This is a genomic window from Variovorax sp. 22077 (assembly GCF_052044195.1).
GTDB classification, from domain to species: Bacteria; Pseudomonadota; Gammaproteobacteria; order Burkholderiales; family Burkholderiaceae_C; genus Variovorax; species Variovorax atrisoli.
The window spans coordinates 166,540-186,709 of record NZ_JBQEQC010000014.1 but is presented as its reverse complement, the minus strand read 5'-3'; the positions used below and the strand labels follow the sequence as shown (position 1 = coordinate 186,709).

The 20,170-nt window shown below is 66.8% G+C and carries 16 protein-coding genes; 11 read left to right on the top strand and 5 right to left on the bottom strand.

The genetic code is table 11. The features are described 5' to 3' along the window. Positions 1 to 73: 73 nt before the first annotated feature. Positions 74 to 3,175, top strand: coding sequence for a putative Ig domain-containing protein (locus ACTJLF_RS21155; RefSeq protein WP_440883876.1), 3,102 nt, complete (start codon positions 74 to 76; stop codon positions 3,173 to 3,175). A gap of 183 nt (positions 3,176 to 3,358) precedes the next feature. Here the strand turns inward: ACTJLF_RS21155 and ACTJLF_RS21150 are convergent, their stop codons facing one another. Then, positions 3,359 to 4,570 carry a DUF2252 domain-containing protein gene (locus ACTJLF_RS21150; protein ID WP_440883875.1) on the bottom strand — a complete coding sequence of 404 codons (1,212 nt, stop codon included), beginning with the start codon at positions 4,568 to 4,570 and terminating at the stop codon, positions 3,359 to 3,361. A gap of 89 nt (positions 4,571 to 4,659) precedes the next feature. Further along, complete coding sequence (locus ACTJLF_RS21145; RefSeq protein WP_126183354.1) at positions 4,660 to 5,481, bottom strand: IclR family transcriptional regulator; 822 nt, start codon at positions 5,479 to 5,481, stop codon at positions 4,660 to 4,662. Between the two features lie 344 nt (positions 5,482 to 5,825). Here ACTJLF_RS21145 and ACTJLF_RS21140 point away from each other — a divergent pair, with 344 nt between their 5' ends. From ACTJLF_RS21140 to ACTJLF_RS21130, 3 genes are all read left to right on the top strand, one after another. Continuing rightward, positions 5,826 to 7,463: a methyl-accepting chemotaxis protein gene (locus ACTJLF_RS21140; protein WP_132755087.1), complete on the top strand. Its 1,638-nt coding sequence runs from the start codon at positions 5,826 to 5,828 to the stop codon at positions 7,461 to 7,463. A gap of 155 nt (positions 7,464 to 7,618) precedes the next feature. Next, positions 7,619 to 9,259, top strand: coding sequence for a choline dehydrogenase (locus tag ACTJLF_RS21135; protein WP_132755027.1), 1,641 nt, complete (start codon positions 7,619 to 7,621; stop codon positions 9,257 to 9,259). Between the two features lie 62 nt (positions 9,260 to 9,321). Next, positions 9,322 to 10,644 carry an MFS transporter gene (locus ACTJLF_RS21130; RefSeq protein ID WP_019657079.1) on the top strand — a complete coding sequence of 441 codons (1,323 nt, stop codon included), beginning with the start codon at positions 9,322 to 9,324 and terminating at the stop codon, positions 10,642 to 10,644. 18 nt (positions 10,645 to 10,662) lie between these two features. Here the strand turns inward: ACTJLF_RS21130 and ACTJLF_RS21125 are convergent, their stop codons facing one another. After that, positions 10,663 to 11,121, bottom strand: a complete 459-nt coding sequence (locus tag ACTJLF_RS21125; protein ID WP_126183350.1) for a helix-turn-helix transcriptional regulator — start codon at positions 11,119 to 11,121, stop codon at positions 10,663 to 10,665. 161 nt (positions 11,122 to 11,282) lie between these two features. On the opposite strand from ACTJLF_RS21125, the gene ACTJLF_RS21120 reads away from it, so the two are divergent. The 6 genes from ACTJLF_RS21120 to ACTJLF_RS21095 all read left to right on the top strand — a co-directional run bounded on the left by ACTJLF_RS21120 (position 11,283) and on the right by ACTJLF_RS21095 (position 17,299). Continuing rightward, on the top strand, positions 11,283 to 12,344 hold the full coding sequence (locus ACTJLF_RS21120; protein ID WP_026346650.1) for a class I SAM-dependent methyltransferase: 1,062 nt from the start codon (positions 11,283 to 11,285) through the stop codon (positions 12,342 to 12,344). A gap of 21 nt (positions 12,345 to 12,365) precedes the next feature. Next, complete coding sequence (locus ACTJLF_RS21115; RefSeq protein WP_019657076.1) at positions 12,366 to 12,590, top strand: DUF1059 domain-containing protein; 225 nt, start codon at positions 12,366 to 12,368, stop codon at positions 12,588 to 12,590. Between the two features lie 196 nt (positions 12,591 to 12,786). Next, positions 12,787 to 13,290, top strand: coding sequence for a (2Fe-2S)-binding protein (locus ACTJLF_RS21110; RefSeq protein ID WP_019657075.1), 504 nt, complete (start codon positions 12,787 to 12,789; stop codon positions 13,288 to 13,290). Further along, positions 13,287 to 15,566 (top strand): molybdopterin cofactor-binding domain-containing protein, encoded by a 2,280-nt coding sequence (locus tag ACTJLF_RS21105; RefSeq protein WP_440883874.1) that lies wholly within the window; start codon positions 13,287 to 13,289, stop codon positions 15,564 to 15,566. Before ACTJLF_RS21110 ends, ACTJLF_RS21105 begins: the two co-directional genes overlap by 4 nt. Next, on the top strand, positions 15,563 to 16,882 hold the full coding sequence (locus ACTJLF_RS21100) for a c-type cytochrome (RefSeq protein ID WP_440883873.1): 1,320 nt from the start codon (positions 15,563 to 15,565) through the stop codon (positions 16,880 to 16,882). The genes ACTJLF_RS21105 and ACTJLF_RS21100 overlap by 4 nt, the downstream gene beginning before the upstream one ends. A 45-nt stretch (positions 16,883 to 16,927) precedes the next feature. After that, positions 16,928 to 17,299 carry a hypothetical protein gene (locus ACTJLF_RS21095; RefSeq protein ID WP_132755021.1) on the top strand — a complete coding sequence of 124 codons (372 nt, stop codon included), beginning with the start codon at positions 16,928 to 16,930 and terminating at the stop codon, positions 17,297 to 17,299. Here ACTJLF_RS21095 and ACTJLF_RS21090 read toward each other — a convergent pair. Beyond that, on the bottom strand, positions 17,262 to 18,491 hold the full coding sequence (locus ACTJLF_RS21090) for an arabinose transporter (RefSeq protein WP_416490390.1): 1,230 nt from the start codon (positions 18,489 to 18,491) through the stop codon (positions 17,262 to 17,264). The genes ACTJLF_RS21095 and ACTJLF_RS21090 overlap by 38 nt on opposite strands. Before the next feature lie 170 nt (positions 18,492 to 18,661). Then, complete coding sequence (locus ACTJLF_RS21085; protein WP_440883872.1) at positions 18,662 to 19,327, bottom strand: O-methyltransferase; 666 nt, start codon at positions 19,325 to 19,327, stop codon at positions 18,662 to 18,664. Between the two features lie 82 nt (positions 19,328 to 19,409). Here ACTJLF_RS21085 and ACTJLF_RS21080 point away from each other — a divergent pair, with 82 nt between their 5' ends. Beyond that, positions 19,410 to 20,114 carry a TetR family transcriptional regulator gene (locus ACTJLF_RS21080; RefSeq protein ID WP_206169132.1) on the top strand — a complete coding sequence of 235 codons (705 nt, stop codon included), beginning with the start codon at positions 19,410 to 19,412 and terminating at the stop codon, positions 20,112 to 20,114. The last annotated feature ends 56 nt before the right edge of the window (positions 20,115 to 20,170 follow it).

Below are 20,170 nucleotides of genomic sequence, written 5' to 3'. Positions count from 1 at the left end.
AGGGTGGGTCAATACTCGATGGAAATCGCGGGTCAGGATTGCATGGAAATCAACAGACGGGCTCGACACCTCGTTGGACTCGAACGGGACCAATCGCTACGTCATCAATGCTGCGAAAGGCGGCTACGTTTGGTTGACCGATTCAGGCAAGGCAGGCAGCCGGGTCGAGATCATCAACGCCACTGGTGAAAATCTGAAACCTATTCTGTACCTCTCAGACTTCACACAGTCTGTGAAAGTAGGAACCCTCACGCTGCAAGGTTCGGGATGGCTTGACGGCTCGCTCACGGCGCTGAGCGTCAACGGCACTTGGTACAACGCCGAATGGCTACAGGGGACTACTCCTACGCCGCAATACCCGACGATCAACGGCAACTCGCAGCAAGTGATGACGGGTGCCGGCGTAGATATCATCACCGTCAATGGCACAGGCAACAGAGTGATTCCCGGCGCCGAGGCCGACTTCATTACTTTCAACGCCGTCGGCAACGAGATGGTGCTTCGGGTGGGCGATGGTTCGGATCACGTGAGGCTCAACCCGGCACTAGTGGCGGCTACCAACTATTTGACCTTGGTGCTCGGGGAAGGCCTCAGCCTGTCGACCGTTCGTTTGGGACTGCTCAAGAGCTCATCTGGCAACGCGATTCGTGTATATCCCGGCGAGTCCAAGACAGACAGCGTTTTCTTAAGCATGGGCGGCCAGGATTTAGAGGCATTGATGGAACGCATCGTCGTGCGTGCTGGCGGGCAGTCTGCGACGCTGGCGAGCTTGCTCGATTCTGGGCACGCCGTGCAAGGCGGTGACGGCGCGGATCAGATTGAGGCATTCAGCCGGCCAAGCCTGCTTCTTGGAGGTGCTGGCGATGACAGTCTCACAGGCAGCAGCTTCGACGACGTTCTTGATGGAGGCACTGGCGACGATTATCTCGAAGGCGGAGCCGGGAACGACATCTACCGCTGGCGGCCGGGTGACGGTACGGATCGAATTCACGATGTTTCGGGGTTCGACACCTTGGAGGTATCGGGACTGTTGCCTTCGCAGCTGCGAGCACGCAGCGACAACGGTCGCTTGGAACTGGTTGCAGATTCCGGAGAGATATTGCGAATCGAGCGCGTCAATGGCGTGCCGGACGTTCTGGACCGCGTCAAGTTCTCCGATGGCACCATCTTGTCGGCTGCCGATTTGCGCGAGCAGGCTTTACGTGCAACGCAACAAAACGACACGATCGTCGGCTTCGATGGAGACGACCATATCCAAGGGTTGGGCGGGAACGATTATCTGCAAGGCGGCGGCTGGCTGGAGGGCGGTGACGGTGACGACTATCTTGATGGCGGCGTCATCATGGATGGGGGTCCCGGTAACGATGAGTTCCGCGGCCGTGGCTCAGCGACCTACATCGTCGGTGACGGTCGTGACTTCGTCTGGGCGGCGACTTATGCGGACAATGTCGTGAAATTCGTCCCCGGTTTCACGCCTGACAACGTCACCGTGCGTGCGGGTGGTAATTTGGTTTTCTTCAAGGACGATCTGAACGGCGTTGTGATCTACAACCTGTTCGCCGGGTGGTCCGGGGCCTTCCGCCAAGAGGAGTTCAGGAACCATCCCTGGACCTTTCTGTTTGCTGACGGAACTATCTGGACGATCGAGGATGTCTTCGATCGTGCGCTGGTGGCCACCGAGGGCAATGACCAGATCTTTGGTTTCGAAACAGATGATGTACTCAATGGCGATGCCGGCGACGATGAATTGAACGGTATGGACGGAAACGACACGCTGGATGGCGGTATTGGTAACGACTTGCTCTCGGGCGGGGAAGGCGACGACACCTATTTGTGGGGTATCGGCTCCGGCGACGACACCATCGACGACACCAATCGGCCGTATTACGGTGGGGGCCAGGACACACTTTCTCTGATAGGAATTGACCCTGGTGGCATCGCTTTTGCCAAGCGCGGAGAAGACCTCATAGTGCGTGCACTTCAAACCAATGAGACGATCACCATCAGACGGCATTTCACTTCGCCAGATTACAACGGAAAGGAAACACGCATAGAGCGCGTCCGGTATGCAGATGGCACAGTCCAAGACTTGCCCTTGACGTTCGAGGGGCTCTCCATCGACACGCCGATCAAGGAGCTGTCGGTAAGGGAGGATGAGCCCATCAACTGGACCATCCCTGCCAGCACGTTCAGCAGTTCCGAAGGCTTGAACGTCGTTGTTCGGTTGGCCGGAGGCGGCGCACTGCCAGATTGGCTGTCTTTCGACCCGCTGTCGCGAGTGTTGAGCGGTACGCCTTCCAATACTCATGTCGGGAAGCTGGCTCTGGAGCTTGTTGCCGAAGATGGAGGCGGGCGAACCGCAATCAACCTATTCCAGCTACGTGTCGTGAATGTCAATGACGCGCCAACCAGCTTGGTCACGCTGGCTGCTCAAGATGCGACACAAGATGCTTTGTGGTCTTTCACGCTGCCAGAGGACGCATTCATCGACATCGATGCCGGGGATAGTTTGGCTTGGCATGCAACGCTCGCAGATGGGTCAAAGCTGCCCGAGTGGCTGAGCTTTGATGGGACGGCACGCACTTTCAGCGGTACGCCCTGTGCAGCGCAAGTCGGCAGCTTGACATTGAAGGTAACGGTAACTGACGGCGCTTCAGCCACTGCAATTCAGCAGTTCCAACTCAGCGTCGCCGCCCTGCCGGACAGCGGCATGCTCTCAGACATGCAACGCGATGAAAAACTATATGCTTTCAGAGACATGACGCGTCTCTTGGGGCTGGACAAGAACGACATCTACAGCTTCGGAGACGCCTCCTTCTATGTCCATCTCTACGAGTCCTTCTTCGACTACGCCCCCACCGCACGCAATGCTGAGACTACCAAGTTCCGGGAAAATGCCTCAGCTGACCAGCTTTGGTTCAGCAGTGGAAGCAGTGACCACCCGATCGGCAACATCGACGCCGACAACCGACTGACCATTAGCAACTGGTACGCATCGAACGACTATCGCATCGAGCAGTTCAAGACTGCGGACGGGAAGACTTTGCTAGACAGTCGAGTGCAAGGTCTTGTTGATGCGATGGCTGCATTCTCGCCGCCTGCCGCAGGGCAAACAACGTTGCCAAGTACCTATCAGAACGGGTTGAACTCGGTAATTGCCGCAAACTGGCAGTAGCCCCGCAAGCTGCTTATCAGCGATTGTTGGGCCGCCTCTGGAGAACCAGCGGCGGCCCAATTTCTGTTGAACTCGACGCGACAAGACATTGGATGCGACATGCTGATATCTGGACCTATTCGGTTCGATCGGAAAGCAGCCAAATATTCGAGCTAATACGGGACACAGGACCTGGGCTCTCTCTCAGGAAGAAACCATCAGCCCCGCGTCATACGCCTCGCAATAGAGCCCCCAATCCTCCACCACCTGCGCCGCGCACTGATGCGCCGCGTCCAGCAGATCCCCGCACCACGACTTCGCCGAAGCGCCGAAGTCGATCAGCGCATCCGCGATAGCGGAGCCTTGCCGGCCCGAGCTGCGCAGTTGCGCCCAGGCCATGAGCTGGCCCATCTCGGCGATCACGCCGCGGATGTCGGCGAGGCGCGTGCGGTTCACGTCGAGCATCACGCGGTCTTCGCTGGGTTGGAGGCCGCGCAGCACGTACGACGACTTGCGGCCGACGATGGGGTGCAGGAAGGCCATCGACACGGCCTGCATGCGGCGCTGCAGGCCGACCACGCGGTGCGCTTCCGACGGCCATTCGGGCTGCCTGGTCTTCTTCAGGTGCGGCACGAGCGAGGACGGCTGCGCCTGCTTCAGGTCGAGCAGGAAATTGGCGTCGGGCGAGCCCTTGCCTTCGATCAGCACGATGTAGCGCTCCACGCCCAGGCTGCCGGTGCCGGCGATGCGGCGGGCCACGTCGAGCACCCTGAAGAAGCCGGGGTTGGGCTGCGAGGCGGCGAAGTTGTCGATGAGCCTGGTGACCCGTTCGCGCTGCGCCTCGGTGGCCTGAAGCGCATGCCTGCCGTCGCAGCGGATGGAGCGTCTGCGGCCCTTGCGGTCGCTGCGCCGGTCGAGGAACGCGGGGCGGGTGCGCGCCTTCAGGGTGTCGAGCAGGTCCCTGACGAGCCCGCCGGCGGTGTCGCGCTCTATCCAGCGGGCCTTGCCCAGCACGAGCGCGCCCGCATAGGAGTCGAGGAAGGTCTTGCACAGGGCGTCCGCGTCGGCGGTGCTCTTGCACAGGCCCTCGCCCGCCACCAGGATGCTCGACAGGAAGCGCACCAGCTCCCATGTCACCGGCGCGAGCGCGGCTTCGTCGAAATCGTTGAGGTCGAAGTAGACGAGCCGGTTGTCGCCCTTGTAGCTGCCGAAGTTCTCCAGGTGCGCATCGCCGCACAGCCATGCCGCCGGCGCCTTGGAGAACAGCGCGCCGGCCGGCAGGCGGTCGTAGAAGAGGTGGCAGGTGCCGCGCAGGAAGACGAAGGGGCTGGAACGCAGGTTGGCGTATTTCATCGCCAGCCTTTCGGGATCGCGCCCGGCGTTGAAGCTTCGGATGGTCTTGGCGGCGTTGGGCATGCGTTCGTCTTTCTTCCTCTTGCGCTGGTCGCGAGCGGCGGATTCTGGGGCTGCGCGCCCACTCGAAGCTGACGAAGCCGAAGCCGAAGTCAGAGCAGCCCGGCCATCCTCTGCGCCGCCGCCTTCAGCGCATCGATGCGCCCGAGCGCGTCGTCCATCGACATGCGTGCCGTGGGCGCATGCACGGCCAGCGCGGCGCGCACCGCGCCGGCCGTATCGCGCACCGGCACGGCCACGGCCACGAGACCGGCGATGAATTCCTCGCGGTCGCAGGAGTAGCCCTGCTTCGCGATCGCCTCGCATTCGGCGCGCAGCGCCGCGGCCTTGGTGATGGTGTTGGGCGTCATGCGCTCCAGCGGCAGCCCGTCGATGAACGCATCGCGCTCCTTGGCCTGCATCTGCGCCAGGAACAGCTTGCCGCTGGCCGTGCAGTGCAGCGGCACGTGCGAGCCCACGTCGAGCGTCAGACGCAGCGGCCATTGCGCCTCGACGCGGTCGAGGTAGAGCACCTGCGCACCGTCGAGGGTGGTGAGGTTGCAGGTCTCGCCGACCTGGCGCACCAGCGCCGACAGCACCTCGTGCCGCAGCCCCCGCACCACGCCGTGGTTCAGCGTGTCGAAGGCCAGCCGCCGCAGCGCGGGGCCGACGGTGAAGGAGCGCTCGTCGACGTCGCGGGCCAGGAAGCCGGTGGCCAGCAGCTGGGTGCAGATACGGTGTGCAGTGCCCTTGGGCAGGCCGAGCTGCGCGGCCAGGTCGGCCAGCGTGAGGGCCCGGCCTTCACTGGCGAGCAGCGCCAGCAGGCGCAGGCTGCGCTCGGCGGAGGAACCGGAGAGGCCGGCGGACTCCGCCTCGTCCTGAATGGGGGCTGTGGCGGGAATCACTGCGGCGGATGCGCGCGCGGAACGTGGCATGCGGATGAACCTTGCGAAGGAAAGTCGGTGCGGAAACCGATGGCCGTGAGAGAGGAGACCTACCGGCGATTGTTCCACCGCCCGGCTCTCGCATTGCCTGTGCTGTTCCCATCTGCCGCTTAAAGGGCTCAGGGACGCATCGACGCAATCACCGGAGAAAGAATTGGCAATATTTGCCAACAACTTTAAAGAATTTGTAATCAAAAAAAAGACTGTGCACGACCTCAAGAAATGGCAATTGCATCCGAAAAGAAAAGCACGGAATTGGTGCGCGATTGAAGAAATCGGCAATTCCGACGGCGCTCCTTGCGCTCTCGTTTTTTTCTACTCCTGATACCGGACCTATGAAAACTTTCTCGACCCGGAAATTGCTCGCCGGGACTTTCACGATCCTCGCGTTGCTGGTGTTGCTCGTCAGCCTGCTGGCCCTGCGCTCGCTGAATGCAGCCGATCATCGGTTCTCCAGCTACGTCGCCGGCATCGCGCACCGCAAGACGCTGACCAGCGAGATCAGCATTGCAGCAAGCCGCCGAGCCATCGGCGTGCGCGAGATGGTGCTGGTGGCCCCGGGCGCGGAGCGAGACCGAGCCAAGGCGATGGCGGTCGGCAGCAACGAGAAGCTGGGGTCCGCGTTGAAGGAACTAAAAAAAGCGCTCGACACGGGCGCAGACGTCACCGACCGCGAACGCGCCATCTTCGAAAAGATGGAAAGGATCGAAAAAGAATATCTGCCGGTCGCCCTGTCGATCGTCGAGCTCGCCGCCGCCGGAAAACGCGAGGAGGCGATTGAAAGAATGAACACGGTGTGCAGGCCCTTGCTCATGCAGCTTCTGCTCGCCTCGGTCGAATACGCCGACTACAACGCGGAAATTTCGCAGAAGGATGTCGAGTCTTCGGCCTCCGCTTATTCGCGGCAGCTGACGTTGCTGCTCACGCTGAGTTCGTTCGCGGTGCTCGCGGCGGTAGCGCTTGGCGTCTTCATCGCGCGCCGACTCTTCTCGGCGCTCGGTGGGGAGCCGGCCATGCTCAGCGTGGCGGCCCACAAGGTCGCAGACGGCGACCTCGGCGAGATCGACGGCGCGCACGAGGCGCCGCAGGGCAGCGTGCTCGCCTCGATGGTCGCGATGCAGCGCCAGCTGGTGGGGCTGATCGGTCAGGTCCGCTCCTGCGCCGACAACATCGCGGTCGCGAGTTCCGAGATCGCGCAGGGCAACCACGACCTTTCCCGGCGGACCGAAGCCGAAGCGTCCTCGCTGCAGGAAACGGCCGCCTCCATGGAGCAACTCAACGCTACCGTCAGGCGCAACGCCTCCAGCGCCACCGAGGCGAACAAGCTAGCCAACGGCGCGAGCAGCGTGGCGATGCGCGGCGGCGAGGTCGTCGTGCAGGTGGTGGAGACGATGAAGAGCATCAACGACAGCAGCAGGAGGATCGCCGACATCATCGGCGTGATCGACGGCATCGCGTTCCAGACCAACATCCTGGCGCTGAACGCTGCCGTGGAGGCCGCGCGCGCAGGGGAGAAGGGCCGGGGCTTCGCGGTCGTCGCCTCCGAAGTGCGCAGTCTCGCGGGCCGATCGGCCGATGCCGCGAAGGAGATCAAGGCCCTCATCGGCGCGAGCGTCGATCGCGTCGAGGCCGGCTCGGCGCTGGTCGACCGCGCGGGCGCCACCATGGCGGAGGTCGTCGATTCCATCAGGCGGGTCGCGAACATCGTCGGCGAGATCAGCACTGCCAGCTCGGAGCAAAGCGCCGGTGTCGCGCAGGTCAGCGCGGCGGTGATGCAGCTGGACCAGGCCACGCAGCAGAACGTCGCGCTGGTCGAGCAGAGCGCGGCCGCTGCCCAGAGCATGAACTTCCAGGTCGAGCAGCTGGCGCATGCGGTCTCGGCCTTCCGGGTCGGCGACCCGCGCCAGGGCGGGCGTCCGCGGCGGGCCGTGGAACCGGCGCTTCGACTCGCCGCCGAAAGCGGTCCGGCGTAAGACGGCGCGAGCGCCAAGGAGTCCGCACCCGTGCCGCCGACGTGCGGCATGCGGGTAAACGTTAAAAACGGAACATTGCGTTCCGAAAATCAATGACCTAGGATCGGTTCGAACGAGGGCGCTCGCCCTTCCAGAACCTCCCCCGGGACCATTGCATGCCTGAAGAAGAGTTCGACTACATCGTCGTCGGCGCGGGCTCCGCCGGCTGCGTGCTCGCCGGCCGGCTCAGCGAAGACCCGGCCACGCGGGTGCTGCTGCTCGAGGCCGGCCCGGCGGACCGGTCGCTGTGGATTCACCTGCCCATCGGCTACGGCAAGACGATGTGGAGCCCCACCTACAACTGGCGCTTCGAGACCGACCCCGACCCGAACATGAACGGCCGGCGCATCTACTGGCCGCGCGGCAAGACGCTGGGCGGCTCCAGTTCGATCAACGGCCTGATCTACATCCGCGGCCAGCGCCAGGACTACGACCACTGGGCCGCGCTCGGCAACCCCGGATGGAGCTATGACGAGGTGCTGCCCTACTTCATCCGCTCCGAAGGCAACCAGCGCGGCGGCGACGCCTTCCATGGCGGCGAGGGGCCGCTGAGGGTGTCGGACATCACGGCGAAGCACGAGCTGATCGAAGCCTTCATCGAGGGCGCCGGGCAGACCGGCGTGCCGCGCACCGACGACTTCAACGGCGCCGAGCAGGAAGGCGCCGGCTACTACCAGCTGACCACGCACAGGGGCTGGCGCTGCAGCACCGCCAAGGCCTACCTGACGCCGGCGGTGAAGCGGCGGCCCAACCTGCGCATCGAGACCGAGGCCATGGCCGGGCGGCTGCTGTTCGACGGCACGCGCGCCGCCGGCGTCAGCTACCGCCAGGGCGGGGAGCTCAAGACCGCGCGCTGCCGCGGCGAGGTGCTGCTGTCGGCCGGCTCGCTGCAGTCGCCGCAGCTGCTGCAGCTCTCGGGCATCGGTCCGCGTGCGCTGCTCGACCGCTTCGGCATCCCGGTGCAGCACGAGCTGCCCGGCGTCGGCGAGAACCTGCAGGACCACCTGCAGATCCGCCTGGGCTACGAATGCAGCAAGCCCATCACCACCAACGACCAGCTCAACTCCTGGTTCGGACAGATGGGCATGGGCCTCGAATGGCTGCTGCACCGCACCGGCCCGCTGGCCGTGGGCATCAACCAGGGCGGCTGCTTCATGCGCGCGCTGAAGGATGCCGAAGGCCGGCCGGTGGCGGCCACGCCCGACATCCAGTTCCACGTCGCCACGCTCTCGGCCGACATGGCGGGCGGCAAGGTGCATCCGTACTCGGGTTTCACGATGTCGGTGTGCCAGCTGCGGCCCGAGTCGCGCGGCCACGTGCGCATCCGCTCGCTCGACGCGGCCGAGCCGCCCGAGATGCAGCCCAACTATCTTTCGACCGAACTCGACCGCGCGACCACCGTGGCCGGCGTGAAGGCCGCACGCGCGATCGCCGACTCTCCCGCGATGCGCCCCTACGTGAAGCGCGAGGTGAAGCCCGGCCCGGGCGCGGTGAGCGACGCCGACCTGCTGGAGTTCTGCCGCAACAACGGCGCCACCATCTTCCACCCCACCGGCACCTGCCGCATGGGCAGCGACGCTCTCGCCGTGGTCGATGCGCGCCTGCGCGTACACGGCGTGGCGGGGCTGCGCGTGATCGACTGCTCGGCGATGCCGACGCTGGTGTCGGGCAACACCAACGCACCCGCCGTGATGATGGCCGAGAAGGCCGTCGACCTGATCAGAGAGGACGCGAGAGCGGCAGCGGCCGCGCACTGAGTTCCCGTTTCGAACCCCACGGTCCGCAGAGACCGCCACGACAAACCTCATCGGAGACAGACATGAGTGCAAGCGACGAGAAAGCGATTCGCAGGGTGGTGGTTTCGGCCCTGGTAGGCGCCACCATCGAGTGGTACGACTTCTTCCTGTACGGCGTGGTGGCCGGCATCGTGTTCAACAAGCTCTACTTCCCGGGCAGCGACCCGGTGGTGTCGACCCTGCTGGCCTACACCACCTTCGCGGTGGGCTTCGTCACGCGGCCGCTGGGCGGCGTGATCTTCGGCCACTTCGGCGACAAGATCGGCCGCAAGAGCATGCTCGTCATCACGCTGATGATCATGGGCGTGGCCACCTTCCTCATCGGACTGGTGCCCACCTATGCGCAGATCGGCATCGCTGCGCCGCTGCTGCTGTTGCTTCTGCGCGTGGCGCAGGGCATAGGCCTGGGCGGCGAATGGGGCGGCGCGGTGCTCATGGCCTACGAATACGCGCCGAAGGAAAAGCGCGGCTTCTATGCCTCGCTGCCGCAGATCGGGCTGGCCATCGGCCTGTGCCTGGCCTCGGGCGTGGTGGCGCTGCTGTCGTGGCTGCTGACCGACGAGCAGTTCCTGTCGTGGGGCTGGCGCATCGCCTTCCTGATCTCCGGCGCGATGGTGATGGTGGGCATGTACATCCGCCTGCACGTGAAGGAAACGCCGGAGTTCGCGGCCGTGAAGGCCCGCAACGCCGAGCTGCGCATTCCGTTCATGGACATGATCCGGCGCTACCCCGGCAACGTGCTCAAGGGCATGGGCGCGCGCTACATCGACGGGGTGTTCTTCAACATCTTCGGCGTGTTCTCCATCAACTACCTGACGAGCACGATCAAGATCAACCGCACCGAGGCGCTGCTGGGCGTGATGGCCGCGGCAGTGGTGATGTGCTTCGCGATTCCGTTCTTCGGGCGCATGTCCGACCGGCTGGGGCGGCCGCGCGTGTACATGTGGGGTTCGCTCATCACGGCCGTCTCGGCGTTCCCGGGCTTCTGGCTCATGACGCACAGCGGCGGCAACGTGCTGCTCATATGGCTGTCGATCATCGTGCCCTTCGGCATCCTGTATGCGTCGGTGTACGGGCCGGAGGCCGCCCTCTTCTGCGACCTGTTCGACGCCAAGGTGCGCTACACGGGCATCAGCTTCGTCTACCAGTTCTCGGGCATCTTCGCCTCGGGCATCACGCCGATCATCGCGACCGCGCTGCTGAAGTCGGGCGGCGGCGAGCCGTGGCAGATCTGCCTGTACGTTCTGTTTGCGGGCGTGGTGTCGGCGGCGTGCGCTTGGATGATCGGGCGCAGTGCGTCGCCCGCGGATGCGCCGGTGCCGGCGCATCCGCGGACGACGCGCTGAGAGCCCTCCGGCGCAGCCTCAAGGCGCCCCGGCGCCCATGCCGAGCGCGCGCATCACGGCCGCGGTGCGCGTCTCCACGCCGAGCTTCACGTACACGTGCTCCAGGTGCTTGTGCACCGTGCGCGGGCTGATCTGGAGCAAGGCGGCGATCTCCGCGTCGGTCTTGCCGCGCGAGAGCCAGCGCATGACCTCGCCTTCGCGCGGCGTGAGCACCGGCGGCAAGGCGGGCCGCGCCGGCTCCTCCGCCCGGCAGGCCAGCCGGTACAGCAGGGCCACCGCCACCGCGTGCTCCAGCCCCGCGCGGCGGTAGTGCTCGGCCTGCATCGAGGCGCGGCGGAACTCGCGCTTGCGGGGTGCCTTGGCCGCGTTGCGGCGGATCGCATGCACGCCGTGATGCCGCACGAGCGGCTGCCCGGATTCCAGCTGCTCCAGCAGGCGAAGTGCGCTCGCGCAATCGCCGCGCGTGAGATGCGTCATGGCGTGCCCCTTGTCTCGCTTTCTTCTTCGTGCCGCATACGCATTGCTGCGTATGGCGCCTGCATGCACCGGGGCGGAGGATGTCGCGCTGTCCCCGTGCCGCGAAACCAGTATAGGCAGGCAGGGGACGCGCGAGCCGTCCGCCGGCGAAGGGGAAACACATGGCTATCGACGAAACAAGGCTTAACGCGTTCATGGGTAACTTCGTCCATGACATCGGCGCCGTGATGCACGCCGCGACCATCGTCGTGGGCGACCAGCTCGGCCTGTACAAGGAAATGGCGAAGGGCCCGGGCACGGCGGAAGAGCTGGCCCGGCGCACCGAGACAGATCCGCGCTACCTGCGCGAATGGCTCTCGGCGCAGGCCGCGAGCGGCTATGTCGAGTACGACCCGAAGGGCGAGGTCTTCTCGCTCTCCGAAGAGCAGGCCTTCGCGCTCGCCGAGGAAGGCAGCCCGGCCTTCGTGCCCGGCGCCTTCCAGATCGCGGTGGCGCAGTTCAAGGCCGTGCCCAAGATGGTCCAGGCCATGCGCACGGGCCTGGGCATCGGCTGGCACGAGCACGACCCCGCCCTGTTCCACGGCACCGAGCGCTTCTTCAGGCCGGGCTATGCGGCCAACCTCGTGAGCCAGTGGATACCGGCCCTCGAAGGGGTCGCCGCCGCACTCGAACGGGGCGCGCGCGTGGCCGACGTGGGCTGCGGGCATGGCGCCTCTACGCTGCTGATGGCGCAGGCCTATCCAGCGTCGAGCTTCGTCGGCTTCGACTATCACGCGCCGTCGATCGAGCGCGCACGCGAGACGGCGCGCAAGGCCGGCATCGACGATCCGAAGCGGCTGAGCTTCGAGGTCGCGAGCGCGAAGGACTTTCCGGGCAGGGACTACGACCTCGTCGCCTTCTTCGACTGCCTGCACGACATGGGCGACCCGGTGGGCGCGGCGGCGCACGTGCGCGCCAGCCTCAGGCCGCAGGGCACCTGGATGCTGGTGGAACCCTTCGCCAACGACCGGCTGGAGGACAACATGAACCCGGTGGGGCGGGTGTTCTATTCGGCCTCCAACTTCATCTGCACGCCCGCATCGCGCTCGCAGGAAGTGGGCCTGTGCCTGGGCGCGCAGGCCGGCGAGGCGCGGCTTCGCGACGTGGCGGCCAAGGGTGGCTTCACGCACTTCCGCCGCGCCAGCGAGACGCCCTTCAACCTGATCTTCGAAGCACGTCCGTGAGGACATATTCAAGGAGTCGCCATGCCACGCCAATACATCGACTGCCGCGAGTACCCGAGCACGACGAACTGCAGCGTCGCGCTTTGCGCCGACAGCGAGAGCGAACTGCTCGATGCCGCGGTGCAGCACGCCGTGACCGTTCACGGCCACACAGACTCGCCCGAGCTGCGCAAGCAGCTCGCGAGCCTGTTCAAGAACGGCACGCCGCCGCTGCAGGCGCCGGCCGTTCAGAAGATGCCTGCCTGACGCCGCTTCGCCCGCCCGGGGCATCGACGCTGCTGCAGTGCACGGCAGCGATGAATACCTTCGAATGAACGCAGGCCGGCGCCCGCGATGAAAGCATCGCGCGCCGGTCGAACACACCCTTGCCCGCCAAGCGCGCTTTGCAAAGTCGCGCTATGGTTCGCTCCACCCACGGCGAACCGGAGAAAAGGCAAGGCCCATGATCGACATCAACATCAACGGCCAGTCCGTTGCCATCGACGCACCCGACGACATGCCCCTGCTCTGGGCACTGCGCGACATCGTCGGACTCACAGGCACCAAGTTCGGCTGCGGCATCGCCCAGTGCGGCGCCTGCACCGTGCACCTCGACGGCCAGCCCGTGCGATCGTGCGTGCTGCCGGTGGGCGCCATCGGGAAGAAGGCGGTCACCACCATCGAGGCGATCGAGCAGACGCCGGCCGGCAAGAGCATCCAGAAGGCCTGGCTCGACGTCGACGTGGTGCAGTGCGGCTACTGCCAGTCGGGCCAGATCATGTCGGCCGCCGCGCTGATACAGCGCACGCCCAACCCGAGCGACGCCGACATCGACCTGGCCATGTCGGGCAACGTCTGCCGGTGCTGCACCTACTCGCGCATCCGCGCAGCCATCAAGCAGGCCGCCACGGGCAAGGCCGAGGTGATGCAGTCGGTGGCGGTGATGCCGGCAAGGAGCGCATCATGAAGACCCTCGACCGTCCCGCCAGCGGCATCGGCATCGGAGGCATCAGCCGCCGCGCGGCCCTGCAGGCCGGCGGCCTCGCGCTGGCCTTCACGTGGCTGGGCACGGGCAAGGCCTTCGCCGCCATCAACCCGAGGCAGCAGCCGGGCGACGCGGCAGCCGCACTCGCCGACGGCAACCCGGCCTTCGCGCCGAATGCCTTCATCCGCATCGATGCCGACGGCGGCGTGCGCCTGGTGATGCCGATGGCCGAGATGGGCCAGGCGATCTACACCGGCTCGGCGATGCTGCTGGCCGAGGAGCTGGGCGTCGATCTCGACCAGGTGCGCGTGGAGCACTCGCCGGCGAACGAGGCGCTCTACGGCATGCCGCTGCTCGGCGGCCAGATCACCGGCGGTTCGACCAGCACCCGCGGCACCTTCGGGGTGCTGCGCGAGGCCGGCGCCGTGGCGCGCACCCTGCTGGTGAGTGCCGCCGCGGCGCAATGGAAGGTCGACCCGGCGAGCTGCACCGTGGAGCGCGGCGTGGTGAGCCATGCGGCCTCGGGCCGGCAGCTCGGCTTCGGCGCGCTGGCCGGCGCCGCCGCAAAGCTGCCGATGCCGGCCAAGGTGGCGCTGAAGGAGCCGAAGGACTTCCGGCTCATCGGCCAGCCGCTGCGGCGCGTCGACTCGGCGGGCAAGGTCAACGGCACCGCGCAGTTCGGCATCGACGTGCGCGTGCCCGGCATGAAGGTGGCGACGGTCAGGGCGAGCCCCACGCTGGGCGGCGTGCTGGCCTCGGTGGACGACAAGGCCGCGCGCGCAATCCCCGGCGTGATCGACGTTCTTCGCATCAAGGACGCGGTGGCCGTGGTGGGCGAGCATTTCTGGGCCGCGAAGCGCGGCCTCGAGGCGCTGAAGCTGAAGTGGACGCAGGGGCGCAACGCCACGCTGACCACGCAGCAGCTGCGCGCGGCGCTGGCCGATGCGCTCGCGAAGGACAAGGCCATCGTCGGCAAGGAAACCGGCAAGCGGCCCGAAGGCACGCTGGTGCAGGCCACCTACGACCTGCCGATGCTCGCGCACGCGACCATGGAGCCGCTCAACACCACGGTACACGTGCGGCCCGACGGCTGCGACATCTGGGTGGGCACGCAGGTGCCGGCGCGCTGCGTGGGCGTGGCCGCGAAGATCACCGGCCTGGCCGAAGACAAGGTGGTGCTGCACAACCAGTACCTGGGCGGCGGCTTCGGCCGCCGGCTGGAAACCGATTCGGTCGAGCAGGCCGTGGCCTTCGCAAAGCAGGTGCCCTATCCGCTCAAGGTGGTGTGGACACGCGAGGAAGACATCCGCCACGACATCGTGCGCCCCATGTACCACGACGAGATCTCGGCCGTGGTCGACGGCGAAGGCCGCATCCAGTGGTTCGGCGACCGCATCTCGGGCGGCACGGTGCTGGGCCGCTGGGCGCCCGCCTTCATGGGCAAGGACGGCATGGACGGCGACCTCATCGAATGCGTGGCCGAGCCCTGCTACGACCTGCCGAACCTCAAGGTCGAATGGGTGCGGCACGACATGCCGGCTGGCCTGAACGTCGGCTGGTGGCGCGGCGTGGGCCCCACGCACAACCTCTTCGTGATGGAGAGCTTCATCGACGAACTCGCGCAACGCGCGAAGAAAGACCCGGTCGCCTACCGCCGCGCGATGCTGCAGAAGAACCCGCGCACGCTCGCGGTGCTCGACCTCGCGGCCAGCAGGATCGGCTGGGGCCAGGGCTCGCTGCCCGCGCGCGTGGGGCGCGGCGTGGCCGTGGGCGATGCCTTCGGCAGCCGCGTGTGCGCCATCATCGAGGCCGAAGTCTCGCCGCAGGGCGAGGTGCGCATGCGGCGCGCGGTGGTCGCGGTGGACTGCGGCATCGCAGTGAACGCGAGCTCCATCGAGGCGCAGATCCAGGGCGGGCTGCTGTTCGGGCTGAGCGCGGCTCTCTACAACGAGATCACGCTGCGCGACGGTGCCATCGAGCAGAGCAACTTCCACGACTACCGGACGCTGCGCATCAACGAAGCGCCGGCCATCGAGGTGCATTTGGTGAAGAGTGCCGAAGCCCCGGGCGGACTCGGCGAAGTCGGCACGGCCATCGCGGCACCGGCGCTGGCCAACGCGATCTTCGCCGCGACCGGGGTGCGACTGCGCGCGCTGCCGGTGAACCGCGCGCTGCTGGCGCAGGACAAGGAGGCGCTGAAGAAGAAGGTCGCCGATGCACGGCCCGGCAAGGGATTCGACGAAGGGAGGTCGGCATGAAGCGGTTCTTCAAGACCCTGGCGGTGCTGGTCGTCGTCGGCGCCGCGCTCTACTTCTTCCTGAACCGCACCGACGGCTCCGCGGGCGAGGCGCCGGTGCTGGCCGGCGCACCCAGCAATGCAGCGCTGCTCGTGCGCGGCGAGTACCTCACCAAGGCCGCCGACTGCATCGCCTGCCACACGGTGCCCGGCGGCAAGGGCGAGCCCTTCGCAGGCGGCCTGCCCTTCGTGCTGCCCTTCGGCACGATCTACTCGTCGAACATCACAGCGGACCCCGAGACCGGCATCGGCAAGTGGAGCGACGACCAGTTCGTGCGCGCGCTGCACGACGGCGTGCGCGCCGACGGCAAGCGCCTGTACCCGGCCTTCCCGTACACCTCGTACACCGCGCTGAGCCGAAGCGACGTGCTCGCGATCAAGGCCTACCTGTTCAGCCTGCCCAAGGTGAACCAGCCGAACCGGGAGCCCGACCTCGGCTTCCCGTTCAACCAGCGCTGGGCCATGGGCTTCTGGAACGCGGCCTTCTTCAAGAGCGCCCGCTTCGAGGCCGACGCATCGAAGCCGCTCGCTTGGAACCAGGGCAAATACCTCGCCACCGCGCTGGGCCACTGCGCCGAATGCCACACGCCGCGCAACTTCGCCTTCGCGATGGACAAGGGCAACGAGCTCGCGGGCGAATCCATCCAGGGATGGCGCGCCTACAACATCACCTCCGACGCGAAGAACGGCATCGGCGCCTGGAGCGACGCCGAGATCGCCGCCTACCTCACGACCGGCCATGCCGAGGGACGCGGCTCGGCGTCGGGGCCGATGGGCGAGGCGGTGGAGCACAGCCTGCAGTACCTGAAGACGGAAGACGCCTCGGCGCTCGTGAGCTACCTGCGCACGGTGCCAGCGAAAAGTGGCAAGAACCCGATCGAGATCGACGCGAAGGCGCCATGGGCGCTTGCGGCGAATGCCTCAGCGCCGGCCGCCAACACGGCCGAGGGCCACGAGCAGGGGCTCAGGCTCTTCGCTGCCGCCTGCGCGAGCTGCCACCAGTGGAACGGCAAGGGCCAGCAGACCGCCGACGCATCGCTGCTGGGAACGCGCGGCGTGAACGACCCCGACGGCTCCAACGTGACGCAGATGATCCTGCAGGGTGTGCGCATGCACGTGCACGACAGGGAGATCTACATGCCGGCCTTCGGCAAGGCCTACACCGACGCCGAGGTCGCGGCGCTGGCCAACTACGTCATCGCGCAGTTCGGCAACAAGCAGGCCGCGATCACGCCGGAGTTCGTCGCGAAGCAGCGCGCGCTGGGGCCGAGCCCCTGACCTGGGCGGCTGGTCACGGGGTTTCGCCGCATCTACACTGCGGCCATGAAGAGAACAGGGGAAGCACAGCGTGGACTGCAGCCCGTGGTGGAGCTGCGCAAGGATGCCTCGTCGTACGCCTACTCCGTTCGCGCGCCCCGCTCCAGGGGCGTGATACCTCCCAGCTCGTACCGCAACGGCGGCTTCGCCACGTTGGCCGATTGCCTCGGCGACGTGGCGCGTGCGCTGGGAGGCAACTTCTCGCGCATCTACGTGCGGCTCGATGGTCTCTGCGTCGGCGAGCGCGACCTTGTCGAGCTGCGGCTGGAGCCGCAGAAGGTCGCCTCCGAACTGAAGGCCGAGCTCGAAGCCGAACTGAAGGCGAAGGCCTCCTGCGCGGTCAGGGCCGAGAGCGTGTCTGAGCCCGGCGAAGGCTGATCGCGATCACCAGCCCCGCAGCCGCCGCGCCCGCTCCGGCCAGGAACACGCCGCCATACCCCGCCCTGTCGGCCAGCAGCCCGGCCAGCGGACCCGTCAGCCCGTAGGCGACGTCCTGGAACGCGGAGAAGCCGCCCAGCGCCGTGCCGCGCAGATGCGGTTGCACCAGCTGCACGACCTCGCGCCCCATGGAAGGGAAGATCATCGAGCAGCCGAGCCCCGTGAGGAACGCGCCGACGAGGGCGAGCACAGGATCGGAAGCGCTCCAGATCAGCGCCTGCCCCACGGTCTCCACGGCCAGCGAGCCGATGGCCACGGGCAGTCCGCCCACGCGGTCCGGCAGATGCCCGAAGAGCACCCGCACCAGCACGAAGCCGCCGCCGAAGGCCGTCAGGCCCAGCCCGGCGAAGCGCCAGTGCTGGTCGAGGAAGTGCAGCGTGAAGAACGCGCCGATCGCCGCGAAGCCGATGCCCTGCAGGCACACGATGGTGCCGTGCGGCCAGACCTGACCGATCACGCGCCAGAACGGCGGGCGCTCGGCACCGGGGTGCGCTGGCACCCCGGCCAGCCGCCAGATCGCCAGCATGCCGAGGCAGGGCAGGATCACGCCGACGCTCATGACCCCAGCGTACCCGAAGCGCTGCTGCAGCACGAGCCCGATCGGCCCGCCGACCGCCAGCGCGCCGTAGATGGCGGCGCCGACCAGAGCCAGCACCTTGCCCGAGCGCGCCGGCCCGACGAGCCCGATGCCCCAGCCGATGATGCCGACGCCGACCAGGCTTTCGCCGAGGCCGACCAGCAGCCGCCCCGCGAGCAGCACCAGGTAGGCCGTCCAGGGCGACGGCGCGAGCAGGCCCGCGAGCAGCGAGACCAGCGCCCCGCTCACGTAGAAGACCAGCCCGCGCGCCACGGCGGACTTGGCCCCGGCGCGGTCGGATTGCGTGCCGGCATACGCCCGGCTCAGCACGGTCGAGAGAAAGGCGATGCCCACGCCGAGCCCCGCCCACACGTTGCCCAGCCCGAGCTGCCCCGTCACGAAGATCGGCACGACCGGCAGGGACATGCCCACGCAGAGATAGGAGATGAAGAGGATGGCCGTCAGCAGCAGCAGGCGGCCCTGTGCGGGGTCGCGCGTCGATGCCGAAGGTGGTGATGAGGATGAAGTCGCAGATGGTGTCGATGGGATGCTCATGGTGTCGTCCGGGTTGGATGTGTTCTCCCGGCCGGTCGGAGCGCGCACGCGGACGCACCCAGACCGGCAAGGATCGTGGAGTGCGTTGGTTGACGTCAGACGCTTACGGCCAGTGCGACTGGCACTGCGGACGCCGCGGCGTCCGCGTGGGATTCAATGCGCGGGCGGGCTCATCCGAGGCGCATCGACAGCTCGACGTCCTCGCCGAAGGGCGTGGACAGGTAGCCCGAGGCGGGCGAGCGCACGTGCGCCAGGTACTCGGGGCTGTGGTCGGCGTTGTCGGCGACGACGAAGGCGCCCGGCCGCAGGCGGCTTTCGACCAGCGCGAGGATCTCGGGGTAGAGCGCCTTCGCACCGTCGAGCAGCAGCAGGTCGATAGAGTCGGGCAGGCCGGCGGCGAGCGTCTGCAGCGCGTCGCCCTCGCGGATCTCGACCAGGTCGGCCAGCCCGCCGGCTTCGAGGTTGCGGCGGGCGCGCGCCACCTTGGAGGGTTCGAACTCGGTGGTGACGACCCGGCCGCCGCCGTTGTCGCGCAGGGCCGCGGCGAGGTGCAGCGTCGAGATGCCGAAGGAGGTGCCGAACTCGACGATGTTCCGGGCGGCGCCGCTGCGCGCGAGCATGTAGAGCAGCAGGCCGGTCTCGCGCGAGACCGGCAGCGTAACGTCCTTGAGCCGCGCGTAGAGATCGAGGTAGCCGGTCTTGCTGCGCATCAGCTGTGTGCGGTCTTCGTCGGAGAGGCCGGCGATAGCGGCGCTCGTCGCGGGCGATGCCTCGGCGGCCTCCTGGAACAGGCGCTCCAGCAGGGGCGCCAAGGGCTTGTCGGTGAGGGTTGTCACAGGGTTCTTCGTGTTGGAGTGAAGGTGCGCTCATAATATGAAGGAACATTCACATTTCCTATTCGCGTTGCGAACCACGCCCATGGCCGACCGCAAAAGCTCGCCGATCTCCTCTAGAAGAAAGCCCAAGCAGGCCCGCTCGAACGACCTCGTCGCGGCCATCCTCGAGGCAGCCCTTCAGGTTCTGGAGAAGGAAGGCGCGCAGCGCTTCACCACCACGCGCGTGGCCGAGCGGGCCGGCGTGAGCGTCGGATCGGTCTACCAGTACTTCCCGAACAAGGCGTCGATCCTCTTCCGGCTGCAGAGCGACGAGTGGAAGCAGACGAGCGAGATGCTCGGCGGCATCCTCGAGGACACGCAGCGCCCGCCGCTGGAGCGGCTGCGCATGCTGGTGCATGCCTTCGTGCGCTCGGAGTGCGAGGAAGCCGGAATGCGCGTAGCGCTCAGCGACGCCGCCCCGCTCTACCGGGACGCCCCCGAGGCGCACGAGGCACGCGCCGCCGGCGACCGCGTCATGAAGGCCTTCATGCGCGAAGCCCTGCCCCACGCCGTCGAGGCCACGCGCGCAATCGCCGCCGACCTGATCACGACCACGTTCAGCGCGGTCGGCAAGCAGTTCTCAGAGAGTCCGCGCACCGACGCCGAGATCGCCGCGTATTCGGACGCCATGGCCGACATGTTCTGCGCCTACCTCCGCAGCCTCGGGCACGGGCAGGAGCAAGCGCTGCAGCCGCAGCAGAAGCGCGGGCAGGCCGGAAAGCGCCCTCGCCGCCCGGCGAGCCGCTAGCTTCTTTGTATTTCGCGCGAAACATTGCTTACCTCTTGACGCAGTTCAGGGGATAT

What these genes read in the sequence shown, in the direction of transcription:
- ACTJLF_RS21090 (WP_416490390.1), bottom strand. Translation starts at nt 18,491, where the DNA reads ATGAGCATCCCATCGACACCATCTGCGACTTCATCCTCATCACCACCT.
- ACTJLF_RS21120 (WP_026346650.1), top strand. Translation starts at nt 11,283, where the DNA reads ATGGCTATCGACGAAACAAGGCTTAACGCGTTCATGGGTAACTTCGTC.
- ACTJLF_RS21105 (WP_440883874.1), top strand. Translation starts at nt 13,287, where the DNA reads ATGAAGACCCTCGACCGTCCCGCCAGCGGCATCGGCATCGGAGGCATC.
- ACTJLF_RS21125 (WP_126183350.1), bottom strand. Translation starts at nt 11,121, where the DNA reads ATGACGCATCTCACGCGCGGCGATTGCGCGAGCGCACTTCGCCTGCTG.
- ACTJLF_RS21145 (WP_126183354.1), bottom strand. Translation starts at nt 5,481, where the DNA reads ATGCCACGTTCCGCGCGCGCATCCGCCGCAGTGATTCCCGCCACAGCC.
- ACTJLF_RS21135 (WP_132755027.1), top strand. Translation starts at nt 7,619, where the DNA reads ATGCCTGAAGAAGAGTTCGACTACATCGTCGTCGGCGCGGGCTCCGCC.
- ACTJLF_RS21140 (WP_132755087.1), top strand. Translation starts at nt 5,826, where the DNA reads ATGAAAACTTTCTCGACCCGGAAATTGCTCGCCGGGACTTTCACGATC.
- ACTJLF_RS21115 (WP_019657076.1), top strand. Translation starts at nt 12,366, where the DNA reads ATGCCACGCCAATACATCGACTGCCGCGAGTACCCGAGCACGACGAAC.
- ACTJLF_RS21110 (WP_019657075.1), top strand. Translation starts at nt 12,787, where the DNA reads ATGATCGACATCAACATCAACGGCCAGTCCGTTGCCATCGACGCACCC.
- ACTJLF_RS21130 (WP_019657079.1), top strand. Translation starts at nt 9,322, where the DNA reads ATGAGTGCAAGCGACGAGAAAGCGATTCGCAGGGTGGTGGTTTCGGCC.
- ACTJLF_RS21080 (WP_206169132.1), top strand. Translation starts at nt 19,410, where the DNA reads ATGGCCGACCGCAAAAGCTCGCCGATCTCCTCTAGAAGAAAGCCCAAG.
- ACTJLF_RS21100 (WP_440883873.1), top strand. Translation starts at nt 15,563, where the DNA reads ATGAAGCGGTTCTTCAAGACCCTGGCGGTGCTGGTCGTCGTCGGCGCC.
- ACTJLF_RS21150 (WP_440883875.1), bottom strand. Translation starts at nt 4,570, where the DNA reads ATGCCCAACGCCGCCAAGACCATCCGAAGCTTCAACGCCGGGCGCGAT.
- ACTJLF_RS21095 (WP_132755021.1), top strand. Translation starts at nt 16,928, where the DNA reads ATGAAGAGAACAGGGGAAGCACAGCGTGGACTGCAGCCCGTGGTGGAG.